Origin of the sequence: Streptomyces sp. NPDC006487, assembly GCF_042870555.1 — a bacterium.
In the GTDB taxonomy this organism is placed as follows: domain Bacteria; phylum Actinomycetota; class Actinomycetes; order Streptomycetales; family Streptomycetaceae; genus Streptomyces.
On record NZ_JBIAHN010000001.1, the window covers coordinates 72,134 to 89,246 of the forward strand.

Genomic DNA, 17,113 nt, shown 5'->3' on the forward strand with positions numbered 1-17,113 from the left:
TCCCGCACGCACCGCAGGCACCGCACGCACCGCCCGCACCGCCCGCGCACTGCCCACTCATGTGCGCGGTGGCCGTCCGCCCGGTGTCCGCCTACTGCCCCACCCGGCCGGGCTGCAGGGTCCGGGTGAAGAGCACGCCGCCTCCCTGGCGGCGCAGCCGGACGGTGAGCTCGCCGCCGTCCCCGTCGATCTCGACCTCCCCGTAGTACGGGGGGTTCTCGGACGGGGACATGTTCGCGAAGGGCGCGGACTGGACGTACGCCGTCTCCGGGCCGAAGGTGGCGTCCAGCCGGCCGGACGGGAAGCCGCCCGCGCCGATGGGGCCGGAGACGAACTCCCAGAACGGCGCGAAGTCGGTGAAGGAGGCCCGCTCGGGCGCGTAGTGGTTCGCGGCCGTGTAGTGGACGTCGGCGGTGAGCCAGAGGGTGCCGGTGATGCGCTGGTGCTTGACGTGGCGCAGCAGCTCCGCGATCTGCAGCTCGCGCCCGAGCGGCGCGCCGGGGTCGCCCTGGGCGACGGCCTCGAAGTTCGCGGCCCCGTCGGCCACCACGATGCCCAGCGGCATGTCGGCGGCGATGACCTTCCAGGTGGCGCGTGAGCGAGACAGCTCGCGCTTGATCCACGCCAGCTGCTCGGGGCCGAGGATGCCGACGGGGTCGTCGGTCTGGCGGCCGGGGGAGTTCGGGTCGCGGTAGGTGCGCATGTCGAGGACGAACACGTCGAGCAGCGGGCCGTAGCGCATCACCCGGTACATCCGGCCTTCGGCGCGGCCGCCGCGCAGGTCGGTGACGGGGAAGTACTCGCCGAAGGCCCGGCGGGCCCGGCCGGCGAGGGTGTCGACGTCCTTCACGGTGTAGCGGGGGTCGTCGAGGATCTGGCCGGGGTACCAGTTGTTGCGCACCTCGTGGTCGTCCCACTGGGCGAGGACCGGCACCTGGGCGTTGAAATCGCGCAGGTTGCCGTCGAGCAGGTTGTAGCGGAAGTTGCCCCGGAACTCGGCGAGGGTCTCGGCGACCTTCGCCTTCTCCTCGGTGGTCACGTTGTGCCACAGGGTTCCGTCGCGCAGCGGTACGGAGGCCTGGATCGGCCCGTCGGCGTAGATGGTGTCCCCGCTGAAGAGGAAGAAGTCGGGGTCCCGCAGGCGCATTTCGTCGAAAACGCGGTAGCCGCCGAGCTCCGGGTTGATGCCCCAGCCCTGGCCGGCGAGGTCCCCGGACCACAGGAAGCGCACGTCGCGGCGGCGGGAGACGGGGGTGGTCCGGAAGGTGCCGTGGACCGGCTCGCCGGTGCGGCGCGGATCGTCGGGGTCGGCGAGGAGCACCCGGTAGTGGATCTGCTGTCCGGGCGGGAGTTCGCGCAGGGTGGTGGTGCCCGTGAAGTCGGTGTCGGGGCCGAGCAGCGGGCCGCGGTGGCGGCGGACGGCGTAGCGGAACGACTCGCTCGGGGAGGTTTCGACGCACATCCGTGCGGGGCGGTCGGAACGCGTCCAGACGGTGGCCGAGTGGGCGGTGATCTCGCCCGACTGGACACCCCAGAAGGCGTTCGGGCGGCCCGAGCGGGCGAAGGCGGGAGCCGCCGCGTGGGCGGGAGTGCTCAGGGCGCCCGTCAGGGAGCTGGACAGGGCGAGGCCCACCGGGACGGCGAGGGAGCCGCCGAGCAGGGAACGTCGGGTGTGCGGCAGAGGTGCCATCGGTGCGTCTCCAGAGGCCGGCGGGGGCGGGCCGGACCAGTGTGCCGCCGTACACCGGCCGCACGCCGGACCGCCCGCGTCGCGCACGCGAACCATGCGTGAACACTGATGCGGATGGCTGATGCCCCGTCAATGTCCGGTCGATGCGCAGACGATGTCCCCGTCCATGCCCCGACGGCGCCCCCGTCGACGCCAGTCAACGTCTCATCGGGCGAGCTCGGCCGTGTCCAGGATGACGCGGGCGACCAGGGCCGGGTCGTCGTTCATGGGGACGTGGCCGCAGCCGGGGAGCCGGACGAGGCGGGCGCCGGGAATGGTGTGCTTCGCGCGGACGCCCTGGCGGCGCAGGAGCAGCCGGTCGCGACTGCCCCAGGCGATGGTGACGGGGAGGTCCGGCAGATCCGCGGTGAACCGTACGGAGCCGCCCGCGGACAGGGTCTGCTCGAAGCCGGAGGCCTCGCGCAGGGCGAGGGTCTCGGCGACCACGGAGCCGGGCGAACGCCGTCCTGGGCGGGCGTAGATGCTTCCGGTGAGCGCGGCGCGTCCGGCGGCGCTGCGGGCGAGCCGTTCCACGGCGGAGCGGGGCAGCACGCCGGCGCCGGCGCGCATCGCGCGGAGTGCGGTGAAGGCGTAGCGGCGCTCCCCCTCCGACCAGAACCCGGCGGGGGAGAGGGCGGTGACCGAGCGCGCCAGGCCCACGCGCCCCATTTCCAGGGCGAGCAGCCCGCCGAGGGAGTTGCCCGCGACGTGCGGCCGCTCTATGCCGAGCGCCGCGCAGAGCGAGCTCAGCGCGGAGGCGACGGTGCCCAGATCGTACGGAACCCCGTGCGGCAGCGGCTCCGAGACGCCGAAGCCCGGCAGGTCGACGGCGATCACGTCGTACCCGGCGGCCAGGACGTCGGTCACCGGGTGCCAGGCCTGGAGGTGGTGGCCGATGCCGTGGAGGAGCAGCAGCGGCTCGCCCGCGCCCTTGCGCTCGTAGGCGGCGGTGGTGGTGCGGGGGCCCAGTGGCGAATCGATCGTGAACGAGACCGTGGCGGTCATGGTGCTCCTCGTCGGGGGTCGGGCGCTGCGGCGGCCGCGTGAGACGGCGGTGTGAGACGGCCGTGTGAGACGGCTTGTCAGTAGTGTCTCTCGGTCGGTTACCGCCCGGTAGCCCCTGGGGGCGGACTTCTGCTTTCGCGGCGTCCTTGGAGGTGCCTTTTGGGGTGGCTTCCGTGACGTCTTCCGCGCGGTTTCCGCGGTGCTCGCGAACATCCCGTGAACAGCTTGATGCATATGCCCGATCTGCCCGACAAAGGGATGAGCATTGGTCTTGACCAAGGGGGTGCGCCGTCCTATCGTCGCAGGCATAGTGCAGGAACCTTTAATAAACAAAGGCGCGGAACTCCCGCTGGAACACGGCGAGTGCGGCGATAGCAGGAGGAGTCAGGGTGGGGACCACGCAGCTCGAAACGGTGCCGGAGCCGAAGTACTTGCACCTCAAGACCGTCCTCAGTGAGGCGCTCGACCAGGACTTCGCCGTGGGCGAGATCCTGCCGAACGAGCGCGAGCTCGCCGCCCGCTTCGGCGTCGCCCGGGCGACCTTGCGCCAGGCACTGGAGCAGCTCGAGCTCGAAGGCCGCCTCCAGCGCCGCCGGGGCGTCGGCACCACCGTCGCCCCGCCGCGCGTGGGCGTCGACGTCGGCAGTGCGCAGCACAGCTGGCCCGGTGAGAGCGTCGACGGGTGGGAGCCGGTGGACGCGGCGGAGGAAGCCGTGCTCACCCCCGCCCTCCTGAAGCTCCTCGGGGCCGCCCCCGGCGAGATGGTGCTCGCGGTACGCCGCAGCCGCGTCGAGCAGGGCCAGGTCCTCGCCGCCGAGCTGCTGTACGTGCCGGCCTCCTCGGTGCCGGGCCTCTCCGCCATCGACGCCCCCGCCGGTCCGGCCCGCGCCCGCACGGTCATGCGCGAGCTGCAGAAGCTGGTCCTCGACGGCCAGGATCGCTCCGTGGAGCTCGGCTCCGCCCGCGCCGACGACGCGAAGGAACTGGACCGCCTGCCCGGCGCCCCGGTCCTCCTGGTCACCACCCGCTACTTCACGGCGGCCGGCACGGCGGCCGTCTCGGTGGCCACCTACCGGGCGGACACCTGCCGGCTGACCTTCGGCGACTCGGGCGACGTGCAGATCACCCACGACACGCGGGTCGCGTCCTGACCGTCCCGACCATCCCGCCCGCCTGCTGACCGGGGCCGCCACGCTGTGGGGGCCCCGCTCGGTGAGCGGACGGGCCGCGAGCCAACAGCCGGGGCGGAGTCCGGTAGCCCGGGCGCAGACGTGCGGCCGTCCTCAGCGTGTCCCGCGTTTGAGGACCGGGTCCGGGCGGGGCCCGGCTGGGGGTCCCCCGGACGGGGTCTGGGGGATGGGTGAAGGGCGGGTAGGGGATCTCGCCCCGCGTGGACCCACCGACGCCGAACCGCACCCTCGACCGGCGCCGACTCCTGAGCGGTGGCGTGGGCGCGGATCCGCAGCCCCGGAGGAACCGGCGCCGGCGCGGACCTGTATCCGTACCGGCCCCGGAGGGGATCAGCGGCGGGCGGTGACCGTCTTCTCCACGGCGAACAGTTCTTCTTCCACGTGGTCCAGCGCCAGCCGCAGCGCTCCGGTGGCCACCGCCGCCTCACCCAGCAGGGACAGCGCCACGCGCGGCGGGCGCAGACAGTAGCGCTCCAGCTCCCGGCGCAGGGGATCCAGTACCCCGTCCAGCCCGGCCGCCCAGCCGCCGACCACGACCAGCTCCGGATCCATCGCCAGGACCAGCGCGGCCACGTCGTGGACCAGCCGCTGGATGAACCGCTCCACCGCTGCCACCGACCCCACGTCCCCGCGCTTGGCCATCGCGAAGACCTCCGCCACCGCCCGCTCGTCCAGCGGGTGCAGCGGTTCGCCGGTGGTCGAGAGCAGCTTCTCGGGGGTGACCTCGCGCCCCAGCAGGTGCAGGGCGCCGATCTCCCCGGCAGCCCCGCCGAACCCGCGGTGCAGCCGGCCCCCGATCAGGGAGCCCGCTCCGGGGCTGAGCCCGGCCATCACGAAGACCATGTCGTCGGTGTCGGTCGCGGCGCCCTTCCAGTGCTCGGCGACCGCCGCGGCGTTGGCGTCGTTCTCCACCTGCACCGGGCAGCGGAACGAGCGCCGCAGCCGCTCCCCGAGCGGCAGCCCGGTCCAGCCGGGCAGGGCCGTGCCGAGGCGGACGGTGCCGTCGGCCTCCACGATCCCGGGGCTGCCCACGCCGACCGCACGCAGTGAGTCCCGCGGTACCCCGGCGCGGCGCAGCAGGTCGGCCACCGCACCGCGGACCCGTTCGAGCCGTTCGTCGGCGGAGGCCGTCTCGGCGACCTCCTTGGTGCCGGCGCCGATCACCCGGCCGTCCAGCCCGGACAGCAGCACCGCGATCCGGTGCGCGCCGATCTCCACGCCGAGCAGGTGCCCCGCCTCGGCACGGAAGCGGAACCGTCTGGCCGGGCGTCCCTGGCGCCGCGCACCCTCCTCCGCGCCCGCCTCGACGACGAGGCCCGTCCCGATCAGCCCTTCGACGACTCCCTCGACCGTGGGCCGCGAGAGTCCGGTGACCCGGGTGAGGTCAGTGAGCGTCGGCGCTTCGGCCGCGCGCAGGGCCCGCAACACCACCGCGGAGTTGATCCGCCGCAGCAGAGAGGGGTCCCCGCCGGTCAGCTGCCCCAACGTGTGTCCTCCCAGCTAGCGAGCTTGTCAGGCGGATCGTACTGCGCACCGGGCGCGGCGGCGAGAAGCAGCCCCCCATAGGCCGGAATCCGGCGTTCCCCTCGTGGGCCGGTCACGCGGGAGCGACGAACCCGGACTCGTACGCGGTGATCACGGCCTGGGTCCGGTCCCGAGCTCCCAGCTTCCCCAGGATCGCACTGACGTGGGACTTCACCGTCTCCGTGCCGACGATCAGCTCGCGGGCGATCTCGATGTTGGTCAGTCCCTTCGCCATCAGCCGGAGCACGGCCTCCTCGCGCTCGGTCAGCGCCGCCCGCTCCAGTGCCGTCCGCGCAGAGCGGTTCCCGTACTCGGCGGCCAGCGAGCGGACCGCCGCGGGGAAGAGCAGCGTTTCGCCCTCCGCCACCAGACGGACCGCGTGCACGATCTCCGACGGGCGGGCCCGCTTGAGCAGGAACCCGTCCGCGCCGGCGCGCAGTGCCTGGTAGACGTACTCGTCGTTCTCGAACGTGGTGACCACGAGGATCTTCGGCGGCGAGTCCACGCTCCGCAGGACCGCCCGGGTCGCCTCGATCCCGTCGAGCAGCGGCATCCGCACGTCCATCGCCACGACATCGGGACGCAGTTGCCGCACCAGCGGGACCACCGCGGCGCCGTCGGCGGCCTCGCCGATCACCTCGATGTCGGGCTGGGCGTCCAGGACGGCGCGCAGACCAGCGCGCACCAGGGGTTCGTCGTCGACGAGCAGAACGGTAACCGGCATCCGGTCAGCGTATTCGCTCCAGCGGGAGCCGCGTACGCACCCTCCAACCCCCCTTGTACAGACCGGTCTCGGTCTCCCCGCCGAGCAGCGCGGCCCGCTCCCGCATCCCGCGCAGTCCGGTGCCGCCCCCGGTCATGACGGAGGGCCGGTCCGGCAGCGGATTGGTCACCTCCAGGTCCAGCCGGTCGGCGACCATGCCGATCCGCACCCGTACCGGCACGGGACCGCAGTGCCGCAGCACATTGGTCAGCGCCTCCTGCAGGATCCGGTACCCCTCCTGGCTCACGGAGTCGGGCAACTGGTCGAGCGGGCCGATCAGTTGCGCGTCGACGGTGGCGCCGGAGGCGCGCGCCGACTCGAGCAGCCGGTCGGCCTCCGCCAGGGTGGGCCGCTGGGACGGCCGCTGACCGGACTCCCGCAGGACGCGCAGCACCCGGTCCAGGTCCTCCAGCGCGGCCCGGCCCGTCTCCTCGATCGCGCTCAGCGCACGGTCCGTGAACTCCGGATCGCCCGCCGCCCGCGCGGCCCCCGCCTGGACCACGGCCACGGTCAGCGCGTGCCCGATGGAGTCGTGCAGCTCGCGCGCGATGCGCGTGCGCTCCAGAAGCTGCTCGGTCCGCACCTCCAGCGCGGTGAGCCGCTCCGCCGCCGAAGGCCCCAGCAGCCGGCGGGCGATGGCCGTGATCATGTCGCCGAGCAGGACCACGAGGACGATCAGGAGGACCGGTGGCAGTGGAGCCAGCGCCCATGCCGCCCAGGCCGGGAATCCGGCGGGTATCACATTCTCCTGGTCTACCCTGCCGCCGAGTCCGGCCGTGATCAGCTGGACGGTCAGCACCGGCAGCCACACCGTGGCCATCATCGTGGCCAGTGAGACGACGAGCCGTATCTCCAGCCACAACAGGGTCCGCCATCGGTCGCTCCACGTCCGGGACCCGACGGTGCTGAAGCTGTTCTCCTCGGACTCCCGCGGGCCTCGGGCGCCGCGCTCGGAGGGGGTGAGGAGGAACTGCGCCTGGAGTCCTTCGGCCACCCGCATCCAGGGCAGCAGTCCCATGGGTATGACGAGGACGAGTGGTACCCACGGAGCCTCGGGCCCGATGAACATCCACACGGCCAGCATCAGGATGGGAACGCACAGGTGCACCCAGCGCGAGTAGGTCACTGGGCGCAGTGCGGCGCGGAACAGTCGGTGCATCTCCTCATCGTCGCAGTTCGGGGCGGTGCGGCTCCTCCCCCACGTGGGGGAGAAGGAACCCTCGCTTGGGGGAGGAAGAGGGGTGGGGCCGGGGGCGAACCTTGAGACATGAACAGCATCGAGATCCGAGAACTGACCAAGGAATTCGGCCGGACCCGGGCCGTGGACCACCTCACCTTCGATGTCATGCCCGGCCGTGTCACCGGTTTCCTCGGACCCAACGGGGCCGGGAAGTCGACCACGATGAGGCTGCTGCTGGGCCTCGACCGGATCACCTCCGGGACGGCCACCATCGGCGGCAGGCGGTTCACCGAACTCCCCGACCCGCTCCACCGGGTGGGGGCCCTGCTGGACGCGCAGTCGGCGCACGGCGGACGCACGGCCCGGGACCACCTGCGTTTCCTCGCCGCCGCCAACCGCATCCCGATGAGCCGTGTGGAGGCGGTCCTGGAGCAGTCCGGGATAGCCTCGGCCGCCAAGCGGCGGATCAAGACCTTCTCGCTGGGCATGCGTCAGCGCCTCGGCATAGCGGCCGCGCTGCTCGGAGACCCCGACGTTCTGCTCCTGGACGAGCCCACCAACGGCCTCGACCCCGAGGGCATCATCTGGATCCGCGAGCTCATGCGCGGCCTGGCTGCCGAGGGGCGCACGGTCCTGGTCTCCAGTCACCTGATGACCGAGACCGCCGCCCTCGCCGACCACCTGATCGTCCTCGGGCAGGGCAGGCTGCTGGCCGACACCTCCATGGAGGAGTTCATCGACGCCGGCAGCACCCCGAGGGTGCGGCTGCGCACCACGGACCCCGTCCGGCTCCGGGCCACCCTGGCCCGGGAGGGCTTCGAGCTGGTCACCGCCGAGGGCGGGCGGTGGACCGTGGACGGCATGCAGGCCGAGCAACTCGGCGTCATCGCAGCCCGCGAAGGCATCCCGATGCTGGAACTGATCGACGAGCGGGCCTCCCTGGAGCAGGCCTACCTCGACCTCACCGCGGACAGCGCCCAGTTCGCCGCCACCAGCTGACCCACCCTTTCAAGGAGGCTTCCCCATGAGCACCGCTCTGCCCACCGTCCCCGTCCTGCACTCGGAATGGATCAAGATACGGTCCCTGCGCGGCACCTTCGGGGCGCTGATGGCCGTCTTCGCCGCCACGGTGGGCATCCAGGTACTGACCGCCTCGCTCATCGGCGACGCAGAGTCCGGCAGCATGGGGGACGACCCGCTCCTCGCGGCCTTCTACAGCCTCAACTTCGGTCAGGTCGCCGCCTTCGCCTTCGGTGCGACCGCGCTGTCGTCCGAGTTCCACAACGGCGCGCTGCGCACGTCACTCGCCGCGGTACCGAACAGGGCGCGGCTCTACCTCTCGAAGATGGCCGTCATCGGAGGGCTGGCCTTCCTCGTGGGACAGCTCACCGCACTGGCGACCTTCCTCGGCGGACAGGCGTTCATGGGCCCCTACACCCTGGAACTGGGCAGCCCGGGCACCTACCGTGCCATCTTCGGCTGCGGTGCCTACCTCGCGATGATGGCCCTGCTGTCGGCCGGACTGACGGCGGTGCTGCGCAGCGCTTCGGCCGTCCTGAGCCTGCTCATACCCTTCACGCTGATCGTGTCGTTCGTACTCGCGGCGCACGCCGGGGGCATCGCCCAGTACCTGCCGGACCGTGCGGGCCAGATGATGATGCGGCTGGACACCTCGGTGGGCCTCGCCCCCTGGGCCGGGTTCGGGGTCATGGTCCTCTGGGCGCTGGTCGCGGTGGGCGGCGGCTGGCTGGCGGTCCGGCGGCGGGACGCCTGACGCCGGAGCGGCCCGGCGGGTCGGCTCGACCGACCGGGTCGGCGGGGTGGACGAGCTCCCCGGCAGGCCGAGCCGGGCCGGTCGGTTCCGGTAGCCGTGCAGGCCCCGCCGTCCGGCGGGGTCAGTGGTCGGTGAGGAGGCCGGGGAGTTGGCGCATGTCGTCGAAGACGACGGTGCCGGGGCCTTCGAGTTGCTCGGCGGGGGTCAGCCCGCCGGCGTAGCCGAAGGCCCGCATCCCGGCGGCGCGGGCCGCCTGGACGCCGGGACGGCTGTCCTCGACGACCGCGCAAGCGGCGGGATCCACGCCCATCCGCCGCGCGGCGTACAGGAAGAGGTCCGGGGCGGGTTTGCCGCGGGAGACCTCGGTGGCACTGTGGATGCGGCCTTCGAAGCGTGCGTAGAGGCCGGTGCGGCCGAGGGTGTGCCGCATCTTCTCGTGCGAGCCGCTGGATGCGATGCACGTCGGCAGGGCGATCGCGTCGAGCGCCTGAGGAAGACCCTCCACGGGTGACAGCTCCGAGTCCACCGCTTCCCGGTGGAGTTCCTCGAACCGGTCCCACCAGTGCGCGGCCGCCTCGGGACCGAGCCGGTCGGTGATCTGCTCGCGGATGGAGACGGAGGAGCGTCCGATGAACCGGTCGATGACCTCGGCCTCGGTGAGCGGCCAGCCGAGCTCCGCCCCCAGAGCGACTTGGACACGGGCGGCTATCCGTTCGCTGTCGACGAGAACCCCGTCGCAGTCGAATATCACGAGCTCGATCGGCTTGATGATCATCCCCAGATGATAGGGGCCCGTCATACGGCGGCCGCGGGCGTCCTACGGGTCGGCGCCGGCGGGGTCGGTGGACTCGGCGGCCGCGCGGAGGCGGGCGTACTCCTGGGCCATGGAGGCGGCGGTCCAGCGGGCGTTGAGGCCGCTGGGGTTGGGGAGGGCCCAGATGCGGGTGGCGCCGATGGTGCGCTCCTGGGGGCCGATCAGGGCCTTTCGCTCGCCGAAGGCGGTGCGGTAGGCGGTGACGCCGACCACGGCCAGCCACTGGGGGCGCAGGAGTTCCACCTTGGCCGTCAGGATGCGGCCGCCCTCGCGGAACTCCTCGGCGCTCAGCTCGTCGGCGCGGGCCGTGGCGCGGGCCACGACGTTCGTGATGCCGAGGCGGTACGTCGGCAACTCGTCCTGCTCGTCGGGGGACAGGAGCCGCGGGGTGAAACCCGACAGATGGAGGACCGGCCAGAAGCGGTTGCCGGGGCGGGCGAAGTGGTGGCCCGTCGCGGCGGAGAGGAGGCCCGGATTGATCCCGCAGAAGAGGACACGAAGACCGCCCGCGACCACGTCCGGGAGGACGCGGTCGCGAGCGGAGTCGAGCTCTTCGGTGGTCAGAGGATCGACCCGGGGGTGTAGCCCGCGGCCTCGGGGTGCTCCTTGGTGATCTCCTCGATGCGCGAGACCACCGCGGCGACCTGGTCGCCCGCAGCGCCGGTGAAGGACAGCTTGTCGGCCATCAGGGCGTCCAGCTGAGCCCGGTCCAGCGGCATCCGCTCGTCGGCGGCCAGCTTGTCCAGCAGCTCGTTGCGCTCGGCACCCTGCTCGCGCATGGCGAGGGCGGAGGCCACCGCGTGCTCCTTGATGACCTCGTGGGCGGACTCGCGGCCCACCCCGGCCCGCACGGCGCCCATCAGGACCTTCGTGGTGGCGAGGAAGGGGAGGTAGCGGTCCAGCTCGCGGGCCACGACGGCGGGGAAGGCGCCGAACTCGTCCAGGACCGTCAGGAAGGTCTCCATCAGGCCGTCGAGGGCGAAGAACGCGTCGGGCAGAGCGACCCGGCGGACCACGGAGCAGGAGACGTCGCCCTCGTTCCACTGGTCGCCGGCCAGCTCGCCGGTCATCGATGCGTAGCCGCGCAGGATGACCATCAGGCCGTTCACACGCTCGCAGGAGCGGGTGTTCATCTTGTGCGGCATCGCGGAGGAGCCGACCTGGCCGGGCTTGAAGCCCTCGGTCACGAGCTCGTGGCCGGCCATCAGGCGGATCGTCTTGGCGATGGAGGAGGGGGCCGCGGCCAGCTGGACCAGGGCGGTGACCACGTCGTAGTCGAGCGAGCGCGGGTAGACCTGGCCGACGGAGGTGAAGGCCTGGCCGAAGCCGAGGTGGGCCGCGATCCGCTGCTCCAGGTCGGCCAGCTTCGCGGCGTCGCCGCCCAGCAGGTCGAGCATGTCCTGCGAGGTGCCGACCGGGCCCTTGATGCCGCGCAGCGGGTAGCGGGTCAGCAGGTCGTCCAGGCGGCCGTACGCGACCAGCAGCTCGTCGGCGGCGGTGGCGAAGCGCTTGCCCAGGGTGGTCGCCTGAGCGGCGACGTTGTGGGAGCGGCCGGCCATGACCAGCTCGGCGTGCTCGCCGGCCAGCTTGCCGAGACGGGCGAGGACGGCGACCGTGCGGTCACGGATCAGTTCCAGCGAAAGGCGGATCTGGAGCTGCTCGACGTTCTCGGTGAGGTCGCGGGAGGTCATGCCCTTGTGGACGTGCTCGTGGCCGGCGAGGGCGTTGAATTCCTCGATGCGGGCCTTCACGTCGTGCCGGGTGATCTTCTCGCGCTCGGCGATCGAGGCGAGGTCGACGGTCTCCAGGACGCGCTCGTAGTCGGCGAGGGCCTCGTCGGGGACCTCGATGCCGAGATCCTTCTGGGCGCGGAGCACGGCGAGCCACAGCCGCCGCTCCAGCGTCACCTTGTACTCGGGGGACCACAGGACGGCGAGCTCCGCGGAGGCGTAGCGGCCGGCCAGGACATTGGGGATGCGGGGCTTGGCAGTCACGTGGATGGATTCTACTTGGGCCCCGGCTGTGTGTTTACGCAGGTAGGGGACCCGGCCGCGATTGTGCCTTGCTACGAGAGGCGCGGGGGCGGAGCAGGGGCGGGCGCCGGGCCCGCGGGCTATGCGAGCCGGTCGGCCGCCGGAGCCTCGTACGGCAGCAGTTCCGGGCGCTTCGCGGGCCGGCCGTCCCCGCTGGAGCGGCCCGTCAGGCGGCGGCCGACCCAGGGGAGGAGGTGCTGCCGGGCGAAGCTGAGGTCCTGCGAGCGGCGCGCGGTCCAGCCGGGAGGGGGTGTGGGCGGCAGTTCGGCGCTCCAGTCCGCCTCGGGCGGCAGGCCGAGGGTCTGCCAGACTGCCTCCGCGACCCTGCGGTGGCCTTCGGCCGTCAGGTGCAGCCGGTCCACGTCCCACATCCGCGGGTCGCCGAGCGCGGAGGACCCGTACAGGTCGACCACGAGGGCGCCGTGCCGCGCGGCGAGCTCCTCGATGATGACGAAGAGCTCCTCCATGCGCGGACGGAAACGTTCCATCACGGGGCCGTTGCGGCCCGGCGAGCGCATCAGGACCAGCGTCCCGCAGGAGGGCGCGAGCAGACCGACGGCCTCTTCCAGGTGCCCGCGCACCCGGCCCATGTCCACCTTGGGGCGCAGCGTGTCGTTCAGCCCGCCGACCAGGGTCACCACGTCGGCGCCCATCTCGGCGGCCGTGGGAGCCTGCTCCCCGGCGATCTGCCCGATCAGCTTGCCGCGGACCGCGAGGTTCGCGTAGCGGAAACCCGGCTCGCGGGCGGCGAGGCGGTCGGCGAGCAGATCGGCCCAGCCCCGGTAGGAGCCGTCGGGGAGCAGGTCCGACATGCCTTCGGTGAAGGAGTCGCCGACCGCGACAAAACTGGTGTACCGCGCATTCATCTCCATGGCGGGAGCGATGCTACCGCCCGGTACCCCGGCCCCGCACGCGGGACCGGGGGAGCGGGCGCACCGCGTCCCGCTACGCCGAAGCAGGCCTGCCGAACAGCTCCCGCAGCACGTCCTCCATCGTGACCAGGCCCGTCATGACCCCGTCCGGCCCGAGCACGGCCGCCAGGTGCGTACGGCTGCGCCGCATCGCGGTCAGCACGTCGTCCAGCGGGGTCTCCGCCCGGACCTGCGCGATCGGCCGCAGCGCGCCGGCCGGGAAGGGCTCGTCCCGCTCCGCCGCGTCCAGCGCGTCCTTGACGTGCAGGTACCCCAGGATCCGGCCCTGCGCGTCGATCATCGGGAACCGGGAGTACCCCGACTCGGCCGACAGCCGCTCCAGTCCGGCCGGGGTGATCCCCTCGCGGGCCGGAACCACCCGGTCCGCCGGCAGCACCACATCGGTCACCGGCCGCCGCCCCAGTTCCAGGGCGTCGTGCAGCCGCTCGCTCGCGCGGTCGTCGATGAGTCCCGCGTCGCTGGAGTCCTTGACGATCCGGGCCAGCTCGTCGTCCGAGAAGGTCGCCGTGACCTCGTCCTTGACCTCCACCCGCAGCAGGCGCAGCAGGGCGTTGGCGAAGGCGTTGATCGCGAAGATCACCGGCTTCAGCCCCCGGGTCAGGGCCACCAGCGGCGGACCCAGCAGCAGGGCGGTCCGCACCGGCTCGGCCAGCGCCACGTTCTTCGGCAGCATCTCGCCGAAGAGCATGTGCAGGTACGTGGCCAGGGCCAGCGCCACCACGAAGGAGATCGCGTGGGTCAGCCCGGACGGCACCCCGAAGAAGTCGAACGCAGGGGTCAGCAGGTGGGCGATGGCCGGCTCGGCCACCACGCCCAGCACCAGCGTGCACAGCGTGATGCCCAGCTGGGCCGCGGCCATGAGCGCCGACACGTGCTCCAGGCCCCACAGCACGGCGCGCGCCCTGCGGTCGCCCTGCTCGGCGTACGGCTCGATCTGGCTGCGCCGCACGGAGATCATGGCGAACTCCGCGCCGACGAAGAAGGCGTTGACGACCAGGGTCGCCAGGCCGATCAGCAACTGGACGGCGGTCATCGGGCCTCCTCCACACCATCACCGGGGGTCGGTTCGGCCGGCACGTGCAACAGCACCCGCGCGGCCCGCCGCCCGCTCGCGTCCACCACGTCCAGCCGCCAGCCGTCGAGCTCCAGGCTGTCGCCGACCAGTGGGATCCGCCCCAGCTCGGTCGCTATCAGGCCGGCCAGCGTCTCGTACGGGCCGTCCGGCACGCGCAGCCCGATCCGCTGGAGCTGGTCGGTGCGCGCGGAGCCGTCCGCGGAGAACAGGGTGCGCCCGGAGGCATCCTCCCCGGCCGGGGCCAGGTCGGGGGTCTCGTGCGGGTCGTGCTCGTCGCGGACCTCGCCGACGACCTCCTCGACGATGTCCTCCAGCGTGGCCACACCCGCCGTGCCGCCGTACTCGTCGATGACCACGGCCATCGTCTGCTTCCCGGACAGCCGGTCCAGCAGCCGGTCCACGGTCAGCGACTCCGGTACGAGGAGGGGTTCGCGCAGCAGCGAGGACACGGGGTGGTTGTGGCGCTCCTCGGCCGGCAGCGCCAGTACGTCCTTGATGTGGACGGTGCCGACGACGCTGTCGAGGTTGCCCCGGTAGACGGGGAAGCGCGACAGCCCGGTGGCCAGCGTCGCGTTGGCCACGTCCTCGGCGGTGGTCTGCAGTTCCAGGGCGGTGACCTGGACCCGGGGGGTCATGACGTTCTCCGCGGTCAGGTCGGCGAGGTTCAAGGTCCGCATGAACAGTTCGGCGGTGTCCTTCTCCAGGGCGCCCGCCTTTGCGGAGTGCCGGGCCAGGGCCGCCAGCTCCTGGGGCGTGCGCGCCGAGGCGAGTTCCTCGGCGGGCTCCATGCCGAACCGGCGGACCATGTGGTTCGCCGTGGTGTTCAGATGGCTGATGAGGGGCCTGAAGGCGCGGCTGAAGACCCGCTGCGCGGTGGCGACCCGCCTGGCGACGGCCAGCGGGGAGGAGATCGCCCAGTTCTTGGGGACGAGCTCACCCACGACCATCAGGACGATGGTCGACAGCACGGTGCCGAGGATCAGGGCGGTGGAGGACGCGGCTCCGGCGGACAGTCCGATGGCCTCGAAGGGCCCCTTGAGGAGGGCGGCGATCGAGGGCTTGGAGATCATGCCGATGACCAGGCCGGTCACCGTGATGCCGAGCTGGGCGCCGGAGAGCTGGAACGTCAGGCTGCGGACCGCCGCCAGGGCGCTGTCGGCGCCGCGGTCGCCGCGCTCGACGGCCCGTTCCAGTTCACTGCGCTCGATGGTGGTCAGCGAGAACTCGGCCGCGACGAAGACTCCGCAGGCAAGGCAGAGCAGCAGCGCCACGACGAGCAGGAGCACTTCGGTCATCGGTCCTTCACCTCCGTCCCATGATCAGACAGGAGGAGGGGTGTCGCGCGCTGTCGCGGACGGGAAGGGAGGGGACTGGGAGGCTCGCCCATGGACGGACGCTCACACCTTTCGTTCGGGGGAGGAGAGGAACAGCTGCCTACAGGGTAAAGGAAGAGCAAAGTAGGCGGATCATTCCTTCGGTCGACCACCCGGCCATGACGGGGTCGGATGTGAAGGATCTTCGCATCCCACCCGCGTCCGCGTCCGGGAGATGGGCGCGGGTGCGCCCGCGGTACGTCTCGGCAGGCGGAAGTCGGTGGCGGGCCGCGGGGCGGTCGTGCTTGGCTCCGGAGCATGACCGATCTGCACATACGGGCCGCCGTGCCGGCCGACGCCGAGAGCGTGCTCGCCTTCTGGAAGGAAGCGGCGGAAGGCACGTCGATCACGGACGACGCGGACGGGGTGACCCGGCTCGTCACCCGGGATCCCGAGGCGCTGATCCTCGCGGAACGCGACGGGGTCCTGGTCGGGTCCGTGATCGCCGGCTGGGACGGGTGGCGGGCGTCCCTCTACCGGCTCGCCGTACTGCCGTCCCGGCGCCGCCAGGGGATCGCCACGGCGCTCCTGGAGGCGGCCGAACGGCGTTTCGTCGCCGTCGGGGGCCGCCGGGGTGACGCCATGGTCCTCGAGGCGAACGAGAGCGCGCAGCGGGCGTGGGCCGCGGCCGGCTACCACCGCGAGGATCACTGGCGGCGCTGGGTCAAACCGCTGGTGGAGACGGCGTGACGACGCCCGGCACCGGCCGCCGCACCGGCCCCCGCCCCAGCACCGGCCCCCGTACGGGCCCCCGCAGGAGGTCCCTCGCCGTACCCCTGCTCCTCGCCGCCGGAGCGCTCGTGCTGAGCGGCTGCGGTACGCGTACCGCGGGCGCCGGGGAGCCGGAGGAGCCCGCGGCCCCCTCCGTGGACTACGCGGCTCAGGCCGCCGCCGCGGTCGCGCGCCACGACAAGCTGTTCCCCGCGATCGCGGCGCGGTGCGCGGACGTGGGGACGGCCGGCGCGAGCCCCCGGGCCACGGGGCGGGAGCTGCCCGCGGATCCCGAGGCGCGGAAGTACGCGGAGAACCACGCCTTCAAACAGCAGGCGGAGCTCACCCCAGGGGCCCGGTGCCGGGGTGACGCGCACGCCGCACGGATCAGGGCGGCGGTGTCGGGCGGCTCCGGCGCGAAGGGTGCGCCCCACACGGCGGAGGAGCTGCGCGCGGTCCTGACCGGGCTGGGCTACGGGTTCGACGCCGGGGGCGTGTACGGATCCGGGTCGGTGAACGTCTCGTTCGTCCTGTCGGTCCCCGAGAGCGGCCCGTGCGTGACGGGCCGACTGGGTCCGCCGGTGACCGTGGAGGCCCACGGGATGTACGTCGAAGGCGGCTGCCTGGAGCCCCGCGGAGGCCACTGACCCGGCGGCGGCACCCTTGCCCCCTCGGGCCGCCGGCCCCACGGGCCACTGCCCACACGGGCCACTGCCCCCACGGGCCGCTGCTCCTGCGGGAGCCACCGGTTCTGCTGGGACGTTCGTCTCACGGGGGCCACAGGTTCCGTGGGGCCACTGACCCTGCCGGTGCACCGGTTCCGCAGGGGCCACGGATCCCGCGGAGTCCGCTGGTCCGGCAGCGGCCGCGGACCCCGCGGGGGGTTTGGTTCTGCGGGGCTGGTGGTCCTGTCGGGGCACTGGTCCCGCGGTGGTTGCTGACCCCGCAGCGGCCGCCGACCCCGTGGACGCCGCTGACCCCGTGGACGCCGCCGCCCCCGCGGCGGCCGG

General features: G+C 72.7%; 16 protein-coding genes. 5 read left to right on the forward strand and 11 right to left on the reverse strand.

What is annotated here, in order from left to right; translation table 11 throughout:
- Positions 1–91: 91 nt before the first annotated feature.
- On the reverse strand, positions 92–1,690 hold the full coding sequence (locus ACFYM0_RS00350; RefSeq protein WP_388495199.1) for an alkaline phosphatase D family protein: 1,599 nt from the start codon (positions 1,688–1,690) through the stop codon (positions 92–94).
- 204 nt (positions 1,691–1,894) lie between these two features.
- A complete protein-coding gene (locus ACFYM0_RS00355) occupies positions 1,895–2,734 on the reverse strand; it encodes an alpha/beta fold hydrolase (RefSeq protein WP_388495200.1) in 840 nt (279 codons plus the stop codon).
- 389 nt (positions 2,735–3,123) lie between these two features.
- Between ACFYM0_RS00355 and ACFYM0_RS00360 the strand changes: the two genes are divergently transcribed.
- Positions 3,124–3,885, forward strand: a complete 762-nt coding sequence (locus tag ACFYM0_RS00360) for a GntR family transcriptional regulator (RefSeq protein ID WP_388495201.1) — start codon at positions 3,124–3,126, stop codon at positions 3,883–3,885.
- A 369-nt stretch (positions 3,886–4,254) separates the two neighbouring features.
- Here the strand turns inward: ACFYM0_RS00360 and ACFYM0_RS00365 are convergent, their stop codons facing one another.
- The 3 genes from ACFYM0_RS00365 to ACFYM0_RS00375 form a co-directional block, all read right to left on the reverse strand.
- A complete protein-coding gene (locus ACFYM0_RS00365) occupies positions 4,255–5,409 on the reverse strand; it encodes an ROK family transcriptional regulator (RefSeq protein WP_388495202.1) in 1,155 nt (384 codons plus the stop codon).
- A 112-nt stretch (positions 5,410–5,521) separates the two neighbouring features.
- On the reverse strand, positions 5,522–6,172 hold the full coding sequence (locus tag ACFYM0_RS00370) for a response regulator (RefSeq protein WP_388495203.1): 651 nt from the start codon (positions 6,170–6,172) through the stop codon (positions 5,522–5,524).
- 4 nt (positions 6,173–6,176) lie between these two features.
- Positions 6,177–7,370 carry a sensor histidine kinase gene (locus ACFYM0_RS00375; RefSeq protein ID WP_388495204.1) on the reverse strand — a complete coding sequence of 398 codons (1,194 nt, stop codon included), beginning with the start codon at positions 7,368–7,370 and terminating at the stop codon, positions 6,177–6,179.
- 108 nt (positions 7,371–7,478) lie between these two features.
- Here ACFYM0_RS00375 and ACFYM0_RS00380 point away from each other — a divergent pair, with 108 nt between their 5' ends.
- Positions 7,479–8,390, forward strand: coding sequence for an ABC transporter ATP-binding protein (locus ACFYM0_RS00380; protein ID WP_388495205.1), 912 nt, complete (start codon positions 7,479–7,481; stop codon positions 8,388–8,390).
- Between the two features lie 25 nt (positions 8,391–8,415).
- Positions 8,416–9,165, forward strand: coding sequence for an ABC transporter permease (locus tag ACFYM0_RS00385; protein ID WP_388495206.1), 750 nt, complete (start codon positions 8,416–8,418; stop codon positions 9,163–9,165).
- 121 nt (positions 9,166–9,286) lie between these two features.
- Here the strand turns inward: ACFYM0_RS00385 and ACFYM0_RS00390 are convergent, their stop codons facing one another.
- The 6 genes from ACFYM0_RS00390 to ACFYM0_RS00415 all read right to left on the reverse strand — a co-directional run bounded on the left by ACFYM0_RS00390 (position 9,287) and on the right by ACFYM0_RS00415 (position 15,314).
- On the reverse strand, positions 9,287–9,937 hold the full coding sequence (locus ACFYM0_RS00390) for an HAD family hydrolase (protein ID WP_388495811.1): 651 nt from the start codon (positions 9,935–9,937) through the stop codon (positions 9,287–9,289).
- Between the two features lie 45 nt (positions 9,938–9,982).
- Entirely contained in the window at positions 9,983–10,543 is a 561-nt protein-coding gene (mug, locus tag ACFYM0_RS00395; RefSeq protein ID WP_388495812.1) for a G/U mismatch-specific DNA glycosylase, read from the reverse strand.
- Positions 10,540–11,973, reverse strand: coding sequence for an adenylosuccinate lyase (gene purB / locus ACFYM0_RS00400; protein WP_388495207.1), 1,434 nt, complete (start codon positions 11,971–11,973; stop codon positions 10,540–10,542). Before purB ends, mug begins: the two co-directional genes overlap by 4 nt.
- 119 nt (positions 11,974–12,092) lie before the next feature.
- Positions 12,093–12,884 (reverse strand): SGNH/GDSL hydrolase family protein, encoded by a 792-nt coding sequence (locus ACFYM0_RS00405; protein WP_388495208.1) that lies wholly within the window; start codon positions 12,882–12,884, stop codon positions 12,093–12,095.
- Positions 12,885–12,957: 73 nt separating this feature from the next.
- Positions 12,958–13,977: a hemolysin family protein gene (locus ACFYM0_RS00410; RefSeq protein WP_388495209.1), complete on the reverse strand. Its 1,020-nt coding sequence runs from the start codon at positions 13,975–13,977 to the stop codon at positions 12,958–12,960.
- The gene (locus ACFYM0_RS00415) at positions 13,974–15,314 is read right to left on the reverse strand and encodes a hemolysin family protein (RefSeq protein WP_388495210.1); all 1,341 of its coding nucleotides are present in this window, start codon (positions 15,312–15,314) and stop codon (positions 13,974–13,976) included. The genes ACFYM0_RS00410 and ACFYM0_RS00415 overlap by 4 nt, the downstream gene beginning before the upstream one ends.
- Positions 15,315–15,650: 336 nt before the next feature.
- On the opposite strand from ACFYM0_RS00415, the gene ACFYM0_RS00420 reads away from it, so the two are divergent.
- Both ACFYM0_RS00420 and ACFYM0_RS00425 read left to right on the forward strand, forming a co-directional pair.
- Positions 15,651–16,082: a GNAT family N-acetyltransferase gene (locus ACFYM0_RS00420; RefSeq protein ID WP_388495211.1), complete on the forward strand. Its 432-nt coding sequence runs from the start codon at positions 15,651–15,653 to the stop codon at positions 16,080–16,082.
- The gene (locus ACFYM0_RS00425) at positions 16,079–16,750 is read left to right on the forward strand and encodes a hypothetical protein (protein WP_388495212.1); all 672 of its coding nucleotides are present in this window, start codon (positions 16,079–16,081) and stop codon (positions 16,748–16,750) included. Before ACFYM0_RS00420 ends, ACFYM0_RS00425 begins: the two co-directional genes overlap by 4 nt.
- Positions 16,751–17,113 lie beyond the last annotated feature (363 nt).